Genomic DNA, 13,163 nt, shown 5'->3' on the forward strand with positions numbered 1-13,163 from the left:
GACAATAGCGGATTCGGCGCTGGCGGCAGCCCGGCTTCGGAGCGGCTGCGGTGGCCCCGGACGGGAGACAAAGCCCCTGCCTCCGCTTTTTCCACTTCAAATTTTGACGCCATGAAAAAACGTACCCTGCTGGCCTCGGTGGCCCTGACTGCAATTTTGGCTGCCTGCGGCAAGAACGAGCCCGCAAGCAACACCGCTGCAGCTCCTGCGCCCGCTCCTGCTGCGGTTGCCGCCAAGCTGGTGGTGGGCCTGGACGACAACTTCCCGCCCATGGGTTTCCGTGACGAAAAGAACGAGCTGGTCGGTTTCGATATCGACATGGCCCGTGAAGTGGCCAAGCGCGCCAATATCGAAGTGCAGTTCAAGCCCATCGACTGGAATGCCAAGGAAGCCGAGCTGCTGGGCAAGCGCGTGGACGCTCTGTGGAACGGCCTGACCATTCTGGAAGAGCGCAAGGAAAAGATCCTGTTCTCCGACCCCTACATGGTGAACAAGCAGATCATCATCGTGAAGGCCGGCTCTCCCATCAAGGGCAAGGCTGACATGGTCGGCAAGATCGTGGGCGCCCAGGAAGGCTCCAGCGCCGTGACTGCCCTGACCAAGGACAAGGAACTGTCGGACAAGTTCAAGGAAACAAAGCTCTTCGGCGACAACATCGCTGCCATGATGGACCTGGAAGCAGGCCGTCTGGATGTGGTGGTGGTGGATGAGGTGGTGGGTCGCTACTACGTCAACAAGAAGCCCGACAACTACGTGGTGCTGGCCGAGGACTTCGGTACCGAAGACTACGGCGTGGGTTTCCGCAAGGACGACGAAGCCACTCGCAACAAGGTCAACGATGTGCTGACCGAAATGAAGAAGGACGGCAAGGCTGCTGAAATCGCCCAGAAGTGGTTCGGCGCCGACGTCATCAAGCACTAATCCCTTTTTGACGTACTGCACCGGCAATGCCTGGCATTGCCGGTTTTTTTTGCGACGACAATGCGTGCAAACACTTCCTCCTGCGCACGCCCGTGCCTGTGGCGGGCTTTCGATAGCTGCAGCGCCACACTGAAGGCCATTTGATGGACTATGTAATCTCGCTCCTGGGGCCCATGTCGGCTGGTGCCCTTGTCACACTCAAGCTGTTCTTCATCACGCTGGCGCTGTCCATTCCCATGGGCCTGGCGCTGGCGCTGATGCGCATCTCCAGCATCAAGCCGCTGAGCAGCGCCGTGGGCGCCTATATCTGGCTGATGCGCGGCACGCCGCTGATGCTGCAGCTGCTGTTCGTGTACTTTGCGCTGCCCTTTGTGCCCTACATCGGTGTGCGCCTGCCCGACTTTCCCGCCGCCGTGGTGGCGTTTGCGCTGAACTATGCGGCCTACTTCGCGGAGATATTCCGCGCCGGCATCAAGTCCGTGGATCGTGGCCAGTACGAGGGAGCCAAGGTGCTGGGCATGACTTATGCCCAGACCATGCGCCGCATCGTGCTGCCCCAGATGTGGGCCCGCATCCTGCCGCCCGTCAGCAACGAGACCATCACCCTGGTCAAGGACACCTCGCTGATCTATGTGCTGGCACTCAACGATCTGCTGCGCGTGGCGCGCGGCGTGGTGCAGCGCGACTTCAGCTTCACGCCCTTCATCGTGGCTGCGGCCTTCTATCTCATCATGACCCTGGTGCTGACCTGGGGCTTCCAATATCTTGAGAAAAAATATGCCAAGTACGACGCCTGACGTGATGATTTCCGCCCAGGGCATCCACAAGGCCTTTGGCAGCAACGAAGTGCTGCGCGGTGTCTCTCTGGAGCTGCTGCGCGGCGAGGTGGTGGCCGTGATCGGCCCGTCCGGCTCGGGCAAGAGCACCTTTTTGCGCTGCCTCAACCACCTGGAGACGATTGACCGTGGCACCATCAGCATCGAAGGCGAGGTGCTGGCACGCTCCGAGGGTGAGGCCAGGGCTCAGTACGTGAGCGATGCCGAAATCCGCAAGATCGGCCGCAAGATGGGCATGGTGTTTCAGTCCTTCAATCTGTTTCCCCACCTCACGGTGCTGGAAAACATCATCGAGGCGCCCGTCATCGTCAAGGGCATGAAGCGCGAAGACATCATTCCCAAGGCCGAGGCCCTGCTTGCCAAGGTGGGGCTGGCCGCCAAGCGCGATGCCTATCCCAATCATCTCTCAGGCGGTCAGAAGCAGCGCGTGGCGATTGCCCGTGCGCTGGCCATGGAGCCCGACATTCTGCTGTTCGACGAGCCCACCTCGGCGCTGGACCCCGAGCTGACCGGCGAGGTGCTGCGCACCATGCGCGAGTTGGCCGAGGAGCACATGACCATGCTGGTCGTGACCCACGAGATGGGTTTTGCGCGAGAGGTGGCCAACCGCGTCATCTTCATGGACGGCGGCTACATCGTCGAGCAAGGCCCGTCCGAAGCATTCTTTGTGGCGCCTCAGCACGAGCGCACCAAGGCGTTTCTGCAGAATATGTTGTAAATAAGTCGCAGCTGTCGATGCGATTTCATATCGCAAAAAAGGCAGTTTGCGCATGCACAACAAGCACTGAATGCTCCTGAAAAAGGAGTGATGACTCTGCGATCCAAGCCATGCCTTGAAGAAACATTCACGAATGTATGTTTACTTGGGGCTAACCCGAGCTTTTTGCCGAGCTTGTCGGCACAATACCAGTTTGCTTTCTCTTGAGCGGCTATTCACGCATGTCACCCAACGCACCCTTTGTGGAACTGCGCAATGTCACCTTTGGCTATGGTGACCGCGTCATCCTGCGCGATCTGTCCCTGCAAGTGCCGCGCGGCAAGGTCACGGCGCTGATGGGCGCATCGGGCGGCGGCAAGACCACGGTGCTGCGTCTGATCGGCGGGCAGAACCATGCCCAGCAGGGGCAGGTTCTGTTTGACGGCCAGGATGTGACCATCATGAATGCGCAGCAGCTCTACGCCGCGCGTCGCCGCATGGGCATGCTGTTTCAGTTCGGTGCACTGTTCACCGACATGAGCGTGTTCGACAACGTGGCCTTTCCGTTGCGCGAGCACACCGATCTGCCCGAAGAGCTGATTCGCGATATCGTGCTCATGAAGCTGCATGCCGTGGGCCTGCGCGGTGCGCGCGATCTGATGCCTTCCCAGGTCTCGGGCGGCATGGCCCGCCGCGTGGCACTGGCCCGCGCGATTGCGCTGGACCCCGAACTCATCATGTATGACGAGCCTTTCGCGGGCCTGGACCCCATTTCGCTGGGTACCTCGGCGCAGCTAATCCGCCAGCTCAACGATGCCATGGGCCTGACTTCGATTCTGGTATCCCACGATCTGGAAGAAACTTTCCGCGTGGCCGACCATGTGGTGATTCTGGGAGCCGGAAGCGTTGCTGCCCAGGGCACACCCGAAGAGGTGCGCGCCAGCACTGACCCGCTGGTGCAGCAATTCATCCATGCCAGACCCACGGGGCCTGTGCCGTTTCACTATCCGGGCGTCAGCGCCGACGAGGACTTTGGCAGCAGGAGGCGTGCATGAACTTTCTCGCACGCATTGGCCTGGCAGTGCGCTGCCAGCTGGTCAACATGGGGATTGGCGCACGCCTGCTGTGGCGCCTGCTGGGTTTGATGGGGCCGGCGCTCAGGCGCCCGCGCCTGATCGGCGACCAGATTCACTTTCTGGGCAATTATTCGCTGGCCATCATCGGCGTCTCCGGTCTGTTTGTGGGCTTTGTGCTGGGTCTGCAGGGCTATTACATCCTGCAGCGCTATGGCTCGGCCGAGGCGCTGGGCATGATGGTGGCCCTGAGCCTGCTGCGCGAGCTGGGGCCTGTGGTCACGGCCCTGCTGTTCGCGGGTCGTGCCGGCACGGCCTTGACGGCCGAAATCGGCCTGATGAAAGCCGGTGAACAGCTGTCAGCCATGGAAATGATGGCGGTGGACCCCGTCAAACGCATTCTGGCGCCGCGCTTCTGGGCCGGGCTGATCACCATGCCTTTGTTGGCTGCGGTCTTCAGCGCCGTGGGTGTGCTGGGTGGCTGGCTGGTGGGCGTGGTGATGATCGGCGTCGACAGCGGTGCTTTCTGGGGCCAGATGCAGCAGGGCGTGGACTGGTGGAGCGATCTGGGCAATGGCGTGCTCAAGAGCTTTGTCTTCGGCCTGGCCGTGACCTTTGTGGCCCTGCTCGAAGGCTATGCGGCCAAGCCCACGCCTGAAGGAGTTTCCCGTGCCACCACCCGTACCGTGGTCGTGGCCTCGCTAGCGGTTCTGGGCCTGGACTTCCTGCTCACCGCAACCATGTTCAGCATTTGAGGCTGCTCAGCAGATAGAGGTAAAAAATCATGCAGCAAAAGAAAAGTGATGTCTGGGTCGGCCTGTTTGTGCTGATCGGTGCTCTGGCCCTGGTGTTCCTGGCCTTGCAGTCGGCCAATCTGCTGAGTCTGAATTTCCAGAAGACCTATGCGATCACGGCGCGTTTTGACAATATCGGCGGACTCAAGCCCAAGGCGGCGGTCAAGAGCGCCGGCGTGGTCGTGGGCCGTATCGAATCCATTACCTTCAACGACCAGACCTTCCAGGCCGACGTGGCCATGAGCATGGAAACCCGTTACGCCTTTCCCAAGGACAGCTCGCTGAAAATTCTGACAAGCGGCTTGCTGGGTGATCAGTACATTGGTATTGAAGCGGGCGCCAGCGAAGAGAATCTCAAGGCAGGCGACCGTGTGACGGCCACCCAGTCTGCCGTGGTGCTCGAGAATCTGATCGGTCAGTTTCTCTACAGCAAGGCGGAGCAGGGTGGTGATTCCGGCGCTGCCGCAGGCAACGGGGGAGCGAAAGAATGATGACTACAACAAGCCCTCAGACGAAATTGACGTCAGACGAGAACCAGGCGCTCAGGCGCGTTGCGCTGGCAGCCAGCGTTTCCGTAGCCGCACTGCTGTCCGGCTGCGCCACCACCACGGGCCCTGCCAACCCTGCCGATCCGCTGGAGTCCATGAACCGCAGCATCTATTCCTTCAATGAAGGCGTGGACGAGGCGGTCTTCAAGCCCGTGGCCACGGCCTATCAGACCGTGACGCCGCGTGTGGCGCGTCAGGGCGTGAGCAACTTCTTCGACAATCTCGGCGATGCTTGGTCCTTCGTCAACAATGTGCTGCAGGGTCAGGGTCAGGGGGCTTACAACTCCATGGTGCGCTTCAGCGTGAACACGGTGCTGGGCATAGGCGGTCTGTTCGACATCGCCAGCGAGGCTGGCATCGAGCGCCATAAGCAGGACTTCGGCCAGACTCTGGGTCGCTGGGGCATGCCCACGGGGCCGTATCTGGTGCTGCCTTTCTGGGGGCCGTCCACGGTGCGAGATTCGGCCGGCCTGGTGGTCGACGCCTTCGGCTATCCTGCCAACTCCATGGATGACGTGCGCTGGCGCAACAGCCTGTTCGGTCTGCGCATGGTCAACAACCGTGCCAATCTGCTCAAGGCCGGCGATGTGCTGGACTCCGTTGCGCTCGACAAATACAGCCTGGTGCGCGATGTCTATCTGCGCTCACGCATTGGCGGCGCGGCGTCCGGCGGCGATGGTCGCCTCGAAAACTATGATGACGACAACGCCGGCAAGCTGCCCCCGGAAGGCCAGTGAGCCGGTAGAGCTTGGTTACAAACATGATGCACAGGCTGCGCGAGTGCGGTGACACTTGCGGGCCTAGGAGAAAAAACGCAATGAAGATTACTCGTCGCATGTGGGGCATGGCAGCAGGTGCCGTGCTCGCTCTGAATCTGGGTCTGCCCGCAGCCCAGGCTGCTGAGGAAGCTCCCGATGCACTGGTCAAGCGCGTCTCTGCCGATGTGCTGGAGACCATCAAGAAGGATGCCTCGCTGCGCAACGGCGATTCCAGCAAGATCAATGCACTGGTCAACGAGAAGGTCATGCCCTATGTGGACTTTCGACGCATGACATCGGCCGCTGTCGGTCCGGCCTGGCGTCAGGCCACGCCCGAGCAGCGCCAGAAGCTGCAGGATGAGTTCAAGGCCCTGCTGATTCGCACCTATGCGGGAGCCCTGTCCCAGGTCGGCGATCAGACCATTACCGTCAAGCCTGTGCGCATGGCAGCCGGCGACACCGACGTGCTGGTGCGTACCCAGGTCAACGGCCGTGGCGACCCCGTGCAACTGGATTTCCGTCTGGAAAAACAGGCCACGGGCTGGAAGCTCTACAACTTCAACGTGCTCGGTGTGTGGCTGGTGGAAACCTATCGCAACCAGTTTGCGCAGGAAATCAATGCCAACGGCATTGACGGCCTGATCAAGACCTTGGCCTCGCGCAGCTCCATGCCGGCCACGGCGAACAAGTAAGCAAAGCGCTTCAGACGTCATGGCCCGCTCAGCTAGCAACCCTCTGCAACTGCCCAAGGAACTGACCTATCGTCAGGGGCGCGACTGTCTGCTGCGCCTGCGCCCGCTGGTCACGGGCCATGCGGATGCCCAGGTGGTGCTGGATGCCAGTGCCGTCAAGGTGTTTGACTCGGCGGCTCTGGCCGTGCTGCTGGCCTGCCGGCGTGCTGCCCAGGAGGCGGGCAAGCAGCTCGTCGTCGAGGGTCTGCCCAAGGGCCTGCAGTCCATGGCCGCGCTGTATGGCGTGGACGGCTTGCTGATGCCCGCTCCCGTGCCCGATGCGGCCGCCACCGCTCAGCAGGGCTAGGCTGACGAATCACTGTGTCCGGCTAAGCCCCGCCAAGGCAGAGGCTGTGGGCAAGCCCTAGAATCATGGGCTCCATGTCCGCAGTCTCATTCCAATCCGTCTCCAAGACCTACCGTACCCCCAAGGGGGATTTTCAGGCCCTCAAATCGGTGAGCCTGGATATCGAGGAAGGTGAATTCTTCGGTCTGCTCGGCCCCAACGGCGCCGGCAAGACCACGATGATCAGCATCCTCGCCGGACTGGCTCAAGCCACGGGCGGGCGCGTGCTGGTGCAGGGCAGCGATGTGCAGGCGAACTACGCCGATGCACGCCGCAAGCTGGGCATCGTGCCGCAGGAGCTGGTGTTCGACCCCTTCTTCAATGTGCGCGAGGCCTTGAAGTTCCAGTCCGGATATTTCGGCGTCAAGAACAACGACGACTGGATCGACGAGTTGCTCGACAGCCTGGGCCTGACGGACAAGGCCCACAACAATATGCGCCAGCTCTCGGGCGGCATGAAGCGCCGCGTGCTGGTGGCTCAGGCCCTGGTGCACAAGCCGCCCATCATCGTGCTGGACGAGCCCACGGCCGGTGTGGACGTGGAGCTGCGCCAGACGCTGTGGCATTTCATTGCCAAGCTCAACAAGCAGGGCCACACGGTGCTGCTGACCACTCACTATCTCGAAGAAGCCGAGGCGTTGTGCAGCCGCGTGGCCATGCTCAAGCGCGGCGAGATCATCAAGCTCTCGCCCATGAGCGAGCTGCTCAAGTCGGCTTCCAGCAATGTGTTGCAGTTCAAGACCGATAGCGCCCTGCCCAAGGCCGTGGCCGACAGAGCGCGTGTTACCGGTCGAATCGTGCAGATTCCCGCCGCCCATGCAGTCGATGTGGAGCAACTGCTGGCCGCCTTGCGCGAGGCGGGTGTGACCCCCGAGGATGTGGAAATCCGCCGCGCGGATCTGGAAGATGTGTTCATCCACATCATGAATGAAGGCTCCAGGACACAGGCTCCTGCAGGAGGTGTCCAATGAACGGCTGGCAGACCCTGCTCAAAAAGGAAGTGCTGCGCTTCTGGAAGGTGAGCTTTCAGACCGTGGCCGCACCGGTGCTCACGGCCGTGCTGTATCTGCTGGTTTTCGGCCATGTGCTCGAAGGCCGGGTCATGGTCTACGACCGCATCCCCTACACCGCGTTTCTGATTCCCGGCCTGGTGATGATGAGCATGCTGCAGAACGCGTTTGCCAACAGCTCGTCCAGCCTGGTGCAGAGCAAGATCATGGGCTCGCTGGTGTTCGTGCTGCTCACGCCGCTGTCGCACTGGGCCTGGTTCAGCGCCTATGTGGGAGCGGCCATTCTGCGCGGCCTGCTGGTCGGTTTGGGCGTGTTTGTGGTCACCTTGTTCTTTGCCGTGCCCGATTTTGCCGCGCCGCTGTGGATTCTGGTGTTCGGCTTTCTGGGCTGTGCCCTGATGGGCACGCTGGGCCTGATCGCCGGTCTCTGGGCCGAGAAGTTCGACCAGATGGCAGCTTTCCAGAACTTTTTGATCATGCCTCTGACCTTTCTGTCCGGCGTGTTCTATTCCGTGCACTCGCTGCCCGGCTTCTGGCAGGCGGTCAGCCATGTCAACCCGTTCTTCTACATGATCGACGGCTTCCGCTATGGCTTCTTCGGCCAGAGCGATGTCTCGCCCTGGCTCAGCTTCGCCATCGTGGGCGCTGCCTGGCTGGCTGTGAGCGCGCTGGCCGTGCACCTGCTGCGTATCGGCTACAAGATTCGTAACTGATTTTTAGAATTGACGCGGGGCTGCTTGCGAGACAATGACCGGTTTCGCCAGCTTTGCGCTTAAAGGTTCCCCATGACTGCAGACCAACTCAAAGACCTGATCGCCGCCGGCCTGCCCTGCGAGCATATTGCGCTGGAAGGTGACGGCCGACATTGGTTTGCCACCATTGTTTCTGCACAGTTTGAAGGCCAGCGTCTGCTGGGCCGCCAGCGCCTGGTCTATGCCACGCTGGGCAACCGCATGGCCACCGATGAAGTCCATGCCCTGTCCATGAAGACCTACACCCCGGCAGAATGGGCTGCTGCCCAGGCTTGATGCGAGTCGAGACGCAAGATTGATAGCTGTCAGTGCTTGCTACATAAGCGCTGAGTGCATTTTTTACATATAAACATTCAAGGCTTGAAGCCATGGACAAACTCAAGATCCACGGTGGTCGTCCCCTCAAGGGCGAAGTAATCATTTCCGGTGCCAAAAACGCCGCTCTGCCTGAAATGTGTGCCGCACTGCTCACGGCCGAGCCCGTGCATCTGCACAATGTGCCGCGTCTGCACGATGTGGCCACCATGCGCAAGCTGCTGGCCAACATGGGTGTGCAGACCGAAACCCATGGCGAACGTGGCGGCATGAGCTTTGTGGCACCCGACAGCCTGGTGCCCGAAGCGCCTTACGAGCTGGTCAAGACCATGCGCGCCTCGGTGCTGGCCCTGGGTCCGCTGCTGGCCCGCTTCGGCCACGCCAAGGTGTCGCTGCCCGGCGGCTGCGCGATCGGCTCGCGCCCCGTGGATCAGCACATCAAGGGCCTGCAGGCCATGGGTGCCATCATCACCGTGGAAAACGGCTATATGCATGCCAGCCTGCCCGAAGGCTGGAAGCGTCTGAAGGGCGCACGCATCACCACCGACATGGTGACCGTGACCGGCACCGAGAACTTCCTGATGGCCGCTGCGCTGGCCGAAGGCGAGACGGTGCTGGAAAACGCCGCCATGGAACCCGAAATCACCGACCTGGCCGAGATGCTGATCAAGATGGGGGCCAGGATCACCGGTCACGGCACCAGCCACATCGTGATTCAGGGCGTGGACAAGCTGCATGGCTGCGAGCATCAGGTGGTGGCCGACCGTATCGAGGCCGGCACCTTCCTCTGCGCCGTGGCGGCTACCAGCGGTGAAGCCTTGCTGCACCACGCGCGTGCCGACCATCTGGGCGCGGTGATCGACAAGCTCAAGGATGCGGGCGTGAGCGTGGAGTGCGTGGATGGCGGCCTGAAGGTGGCGTCCTCCGGCAAGCTCAAGGCCCAGGGCTTTCGCACCACCGAATATCCGGGCTTTCCCACCGATATGCAGGCCCAGTTCATGGCGCTGAACCTGGTGGCCGAAGGCACTAGCATGGTGACCGAGACCATCTTCGAGAACCGCTTCATGCATGTCAACGAGATGGTGCGCCTGGGCGCGCGCATCACCACCGATGGCCGCGTGGCGACCATCGAAGGCGGCAAGCGCCTGTCCGGTGCCACCGTGATGGCGACCGATCTGCGCGCTTCGGCCAGCCTGGTGATTGCCGGTCTGGTGGCCGAGGGCGAGACCATCGTCGATCGCATCTATCACCTGGATCGTGGCTACGACCGCATGGAAGACAAGCTGCGCGCCCTGGGCGCCGATATCGAGAGAATTTCCGCATGAGCACCGCAACGCCTGTGACCATAGCCCTGTCCAAGGGCCGCATTTTTGAAGAAACCGTGCCCCTGCTGGCCGCCGCGGGCATAGCGGTGACCGAGGATGTGGAAAAGTCGCGCAAGCTGATTTTCGACACCAACCGTCCCGATGTGCGCGTGGTGCTGGTGCGTGCTTCGGACGTGCCCGTCTATGTGCAATATGGCGGCGCAGACCTGGGCGTATCGGGCCTGGACTCGCTGATCGAGCATGGCGGCCAGGGCCTGTACCAGCCGCTGGACCTGCAGATTGCCAAGTGTCGTGTCAGCGTGGCCGTGCGCAACGGCTTTGACTATCAGCTGGCCGTCAAGCAGGGCGCGCGTCTGCGCATCGCCACCAAGTACCCCGAGATTGCCCGCAACTTCTTTGCCAAGAAGGGCGTGCACGTGGACATGGTCAAGCTCTACGGCTCCATGGAGCTGGCGCCGCTGACCGGCATGGCCGATGCCATCGTCGATCTGGTGTCCACCGGCAACACGCTCAAGGCCAACGATCTGGTCGAGGTCGAGCCCATCATGGACATCAGCTCGCGTCTGGTCGTTAACCAGGCTTCGCTCAAGCTCAAGCAGGCTCCGCTGCGCCACATCATCGATGCATTTGCGCAGGCCGTTGCCGCCAAGAACAACTGATTTTCCCTATTGGTAAATACTATGGAATTCGTAGCTGCCCCCGCCCGTCTGTCAACCGCTGATGCCCAGTTCGAGCATGATTTTGCGCAGCGTCTGCATTGGTCGGCGGACACGGATGCAGCCATCGAGCAGCGGGTGGCCGACATCCTGGCCGATGTACAGCAGCGCGGCGACGCCGCCGTGCTTGAATACACGGCACGCTTTGACGGGCTGAAGGCCGATTCCATGGCTGCGCTGGAGCTGACCAAGCAGGAGCTGAAAGCCGCCTTCGAGAGCTTGCCGGCAGCCGAGCGCGAAGCGCTGGAGTCGGCGGCGCGCCGCGTGCGCAGCTATCACGAGGCGCAGAAAAAGGCCAATGGTGAGAGCTGGAGCTACCGCGACGAAGACGGCACGCTGCTGGGCCAAAAGGTCACGCCGCTGGACCGCGTGGGCATCTACGTGCCGGGCGGCAAGGCCGCCTATCCGTCCAGCGTGCTGATGAACGCCATTCCCGCCCATGTAGCCGGTGTGCAGGACATCATCATGGTCGTGCCCACGCCCCAGGGTCAGAAGAACCCGCTGGTGCTGGCTGCTGCCTATGTGGCTGGCGTGCACCGCGCCTTCACCATCGGTGGCGCCCAGGCCGTGGCAGCCCTGGCCTACGGCACGGCCACCGTGCCCAAGGTGGACAAGATCACCGGCCCAGGCAATGCCTATGTGGCCAGCGCCAAGAAGCGCGTGTTCGGCATCGTGGGCATCGACATGATTGCCGGTCCTTCTGAAATCCTGGTGCTGGCCGACGGCACGACACCACCCGACTGGGTGGCCATGGATCTGTTCAGCCAGGCCGAGCATGACGAGCTGGCACAGTCCATCCTGCTGTGTCCCGATGCGGCCTATATCGATGCCGTCCAGGCCGCGATCGACCGCCTGCTGCCCGAGATGCCGCGCAAGGCCATCATCGCCAAGAGCCTGAGCGATCGCGGTGCACTGATTCTGACCAAGGACATGGAAGAGGCTTGCGCGATCAGCAATCGCATCGCGCCCGAGCACCTGGAAGTCTCCAGCCGCGACCCGCACCGCTGGGAGCCTCTGCTCAGGCACGCCGGCGCCATCTTCCTGGGCGCCTACACCTCCGAGAGCCTGGGCGACTACTGCGCCGGCCCGAATCACGTGTTGCCCACCAGCGGCACGGCGCGCTTTTCCTCGCCGCTGGGGGTGTACGACTTCCAGAAGCGCAGCTCCATCATCGAAGTCAGCGAGTCCGGTGCCCAGATCCTGGGCAAGACCGCCGCTGTGCTGGCCTATGGCGAAGGCCTGCAGGGCCATGCCAGGGCTGCCGAAATGCGCCTGAAGTAAATCCGCAGGTGATTGCCCATCAGCCGTGGCCCGTCCACGGCTTTTTTCATTTACGGGCAGGTCGGCATGCCCCCCGTTTCGGGGCAAATCATCTCCAGATGTTTCATGGTGCGGGAATGCGCGGATTTGCTGTGACACTCGGCGGGCTGCGTGGCAGCGCAGCATTTAATAGCCAATCACAACAAGGGAGCGTGAAGATGAATCAGGTCATGAGTTCCTGGCAGCAACGCGGCTGGCGGCTGCTGGGCGGACTGTTGCTGATCGCGGGGCTGGCCGCGTGCGGTGCACCGCCTTCGGCGCAGGATGCCTTGCAGGTCGCTGAGAGTGCATCGGCAGCGCCGCGCACGCCCAGGGTCGAGTCCACACTGGGCACGCAATGGGGGGAAGGGCGAGAGTCGGTCACCCGGACCGTAGAAGCCGCGCGCCTGGATCCCGAACGCCCGCGCACCGTGGCACAGCTGCGCTACTCCGATGAGGCCAGCATCCGCCGCGCCCTTGGGCGCAGCATTGATCAGCAGCTCAGCGTGCAACTGGCCGACGGCGATGTGGAGTGGGTTGTGCAGGACGGGCAGGGCCGGCCGCTGCCCATCTACACCATGCGCGGAGCTCGGGACTATCAGTTGGCCGGCCGTCATGGCGAGCGCTACGAGCTGGTCTACAGCAACCGCAGCCAGCGCCACTATGAGGTCGTGGTCACGGTGGACGGCCTGGATGTGCTCACCGGCCAGGCCGGCAGCGTGCGCAATGCCGGCTATCTGCTGCGCCCCGGCGAGACCCTGCGCATCGAGGGTTTTCGCAAGAGCCAGCGTGAAGTGGCGGCCTTTCGTTTTTCCGGCAAAGAGCGCGCCTATGCCGGTAATACCCTGGCTGGCGATGCGCGCAACGTGGGCGTGATCGGAGCGGCCCTGTTTGAAGTCCGCCTGCAGGGGCGCGATGCCGCTCGGCCTGCGCCAGAGCCCCGTGGTGCGGCCGAGCCTGCGGCTTTTCCCGCCGACGGCAGATATGCCCCGCCGCCGCAGTACCGGCGCTGAGGGCTGTGGCGCTGCCGCCTGCAGCCGCA

Annotated in this window: 16 protein-coding genes; all 16 read left to right on the forward strand. The window is 62.3% G+C overall.

Features of this window, described 5'->3' with window-relative positions:
* The first annotated feature begins 111 nt into the window (after window positions 1–111).
* Window positions 112–921, forward strand: coding sequence for an amino acid ABC transporter substrate-binding protein (locus tag AAIL67_RS04175; protein WP_003074097.1), 810 nt, complete (start codon window positions 112–114; stop codon window positions 919–921).
* Window positions 922–1,064: 143 nt separating this feature from the next.
* Window positions 1,065–1,718 (forward strand): amino acid ABC transporter permease, encoded by a 654-nt coding sequence (locus tag AAIL67_RS04180; protein ID WP_003058677.1) that lies wholly within the window; start codon window positions 1,065–1,067, stop codon window positions 1,716–1,718.
* A 4-nt stretch (window positions 1,719–1,722) separates the two neighbouring features.
* On the forward strand, window positions 1,723–2,475 hold the full coding sequence (locus AAIL67_RS04185; protein ID WP_003074094.1) for an amino acid ABC transporter ATP-binding protein: 753 nt from the start codon (window positions 1,723–1,725) through the stop codon (window positions 2,473–2,475).
* Window positions 2,476–2,696: 221 nt separating this feature from the next.
* On the forward strand, window positions 2,697–3,509 hold the full coding sequence (locus AAIL67_RS04190; protein WP_034357452.1) for an ABC transporter ATP-binding protein: 813 nt from the start codon (window positions 2,697–2,699) through the stop codon (window positions 3,507–3,509).
* The gene (gene mlaE / locus AAIL67_RS04195; RefSeq protein ID WP_003062071.1) at window positions 3,506–4,282 is read left to right on the forward strand and encodes a lipid asymmetry maintenance ABC transporter permease subunit MlaE; all 777 of its coding nucleotides are present in this window, start codon (window positions 3,506–3,508) and stop codon (window positions 4,280–4,282) included. Before AAIL67_RS04190 ends, mlaE begins: the two co-directional genes overlap by 4 nt.
* A gap of 29 nt (window positions 4,283–4,311) precedes the next feature.
* On the forward strand, window positions 4,312–4,812 hold the full coding sequence (gene mlaD, locus AAIL67_RS04200; RefSeq protein WP_034357454.1) for an outer membrane lipid asymmetry maintenance protein MlaD: 501 nt from the start codon (window positions 4,312–4,314) through the stop codon (window positions 4,810–4,812).
* Window positions 4,809–5,606, forward strand: a complete 798-nt coding sequence (locus AAIL67_RS04205) for a VacJ family lipoprotein (RefSeq protein ID WP_059439803.1) — start codon at window positions 4,809–4,811, stop codon at window positions 5,604–5,606. Before mlaD ends, AAIL67_RS04205 begins: the two co-directional genes overlap by 4 nt.
* An 80-nt stretch (window positions 5,607–5,686) precedes the next feature.
* Window positions 5,687–6,319 (forward strand): ABC transporter substrate-binding protein, encoded by a 633-nt coding sequence (locus tag AAIL67_RS04210; RefSeq protein ID WP_034381574.1) that lies wholly within the window; start codon window positions 5,687–5,689, stop codon window positions 6,317–6,319.
* 19 nt (window positions 6,320–6,338) lie between these two features.
* Window positions 6,339–6,665, forward strand: a complete 327-nt coding sequence (locus AAIL67_RS04215) for an STAS domain-containing protein (protein WP_034357458.1) — start codon at window positions 6,339–6,341, stop codon at window positions 6,663–6,665.
* Between the two features lie 74 nt (window positions 6,666–6,739).
* Window positions 6,740–7,675: an ABC transporter ATP-binding protein gene (locus tag AAIL67_RS04220; RefSeq protein WP_034348309.1), complete on the forward strand. Its 936-nt coding sequence runs from the start codon at window positions 6,740–6,742 to the stop codon at window positions 7,673–7,675.
* Window positions 7,672–8,427 (forward strand): ABC transporter permease, encoded by a 756-nt coding sequence (locus AAIL67_RS04225; protein WP_003058656.1) that lies wholly within the window; start codon window positions 7,672–7,674, stop codon window positions 8,425–8,427. The genes AAIL67_RS04220 and AAIL67_RS04225 overlap by 4 nt, the downstream gene beginning before the upstream one ends.
* 72 nt (window positions 8,428–8,499) lie before the next feature.
* Window positions 8,500–8,742, forward strand: a complete 243-nt coding sequence (locus AAIL67_RS04230) for a BolA family protein (protein ID WP_003062090.1) — start codon at window positions 8,500–8,502, stop codon at window positions 8,740–8,742.
* 92 nt (window positions 8,743–8,834) lie between these two features.
* Window positions 8,835–10,106 carry a UDP-N-acetylglucosamine 1-carboxyvinyltransferase gene (gene murA, locus AAIL67_RS04235; RefSeq protein ID WP_034357460.1) on the forward strand — a complete coding sequence of 424 codons (1,272 nt, stop codon included), beginning with the start codon at window positions 8,835–8,837 and terminating at the stop codon, window positions 10,104–10,106.
* A complete protein-coding gene (gene hisG, locus AAIL67_RS04240) occupies window positions 10,103–10,765 on the forward strand; it encodes an ATP phosphoribosyltransferase (RefSeq protein ID WP_003062096.1) in 663 nt (220 codons plus the stop codon). Before murA ends, hisG begins: the two co-directional genes overlap by 4 nt.
* A 21-nt stretch (window positions 10,766–10,786) precedes the next feature.
* Window positions 10,787–12,103, forward strand: a complete 1,317-nt coding sequence (hisD, locus tag AAIL67_RS04245) for a histidinol dehydrogenase (RefSeq protein ID WP_343483456.1) — start codon at window positions 10,787–10,789, stop codon at window positions 12,101–12,103.
* Window positions 12,104–12,201: 98 nt separating this feature from the next.
* Complete coding sequence (locus AAIL67_RS04250) at window positions 12,202–13,134, forward strand: hypothetical protein (RefSeq protein ID WP_343483457.1); 933 nt, start codon at window positions 12,202–12,204, stop codon at window positions 13,132–13,134.
* Window positions 13,135–13,163 lie beyond the last annotated feature (29 nt).

Origin of the sequence: Comamonas sp. A7-5 (genome assembly GCF_039581385.1) — a bacterium.
Taxonomy (GTDB): domain Bacteria; phylum Pseudomonadota; class Gammaproteobacteria; order Burkholderiales; family Burkholderiaceae_C; genus Comamonas; species Comamonas thiooxydans.

Coding starts and splice junctions, on each gene's coding strand:
- AAIL67_RS04175 (WP_003074097.1), top strand. CDS start 112: ATGAAAAAACGTACCCTGCTGGCCTCGGTGGCCCTGACTGCAATTTTG.
- AAIL67_RS04180 (WP_003058677.1), top strand. CDS start 1,065: ATGGACTATGTAATCTCGCTCCTGGGGCCCATGTCGGCTGGTGCCCTT.
- AAIL67_RS04185 (WP_003074094.1), top strand. CDS start 1,723: ATGATTTCCGCCCAGGGCATCCACAAGGCCTTTGGCAGCAACGAAGTG.
- AAIL67_RS04190 (WP_034357452.1), top strand. CDS start 2,697: ATGTCACCCAACGCACCCTTTGTGGAACTGCGCAATGTCACCTTTGGC.
- mlaE (WP_003062071.1), top strand. CDS start 3,506: ATGAACTTTCTCGCACGCATTGGCCTGGCAGTGCGCTGCCAGCTGGTC.
- mlaD (WP_034357454.1), top strand. CDS start 4,312: ATGCAGCAAAAGAAAAGTGATGTCTGGGTCGGCCTGTTTGTGCTGATC.
- AAIL67_RS04205 (WP_059439803.1), top strand. CDS start 4,809: ATGATGACTACAACAAGCCCTCAGACGAAATTGACGTCAGACGAGAAC.
- AAIL67_RS04210 (WP_034381574.1), top strand. CDS start 5,687: ATGAAGATTACTCGTCGCATGTGGGGCATGGCAGCAGGTGCCGTGCTC.
- AAIL67_RS04215 (WP_034357458.1), top strand. CDS start 6,339: ATGGCCCGCTCAGCTAGCAACCCTCTGCAACTGCCCAAGGAACTGACC.
- AAIL67_RS04220 (WP_034348309.1), top strand. CDS start 6,740: ATGTCCGCAGTCTCATTCCAATCCGTCTCCAAGACCTACCGTACCCCC.
- AAIL67_RS04225 (WP_003058656.1), top strand. CDS start 7,672: ATGAACGGCTGGCAGACCCTGCTCAAAAAGGAAGTGCTGCGCTTCTGG.
- AAIL67_RS04230 (WP_003062090.1), top strand. CDS start 8,500: ATGACTGCAGACCAACTCAAAGACCTGATCGCCGCCGGCCTGCCCTGC.
- murA (WP_034357460.1), top strand. CDS start 8,835: ATGGACAAACTCAAGATCCACGGTGGTCGTCCCCTCAAGGGCGAAGTA.
- hisG (WP_003062096.1), top strand. CDS start 10,103: ATGAGCACCGCAACGCCTGTGACCATAGCCCTGTCCAAGGGCCGCATT.
- hisD (WP_343483456.1), top strand. CDS start 10,787: ATGGAATTCGTAGCTGCCCCCGCCCGTCTGTCAACCGCTGATGCCCAG.
- AAIL67_RS04250 (WP_343483457.1), top strand. CDS start 12,202: ATGTTTCATGGTGCGGGAATGCGCGGATTTGCTGTGACACTCGGCGGG.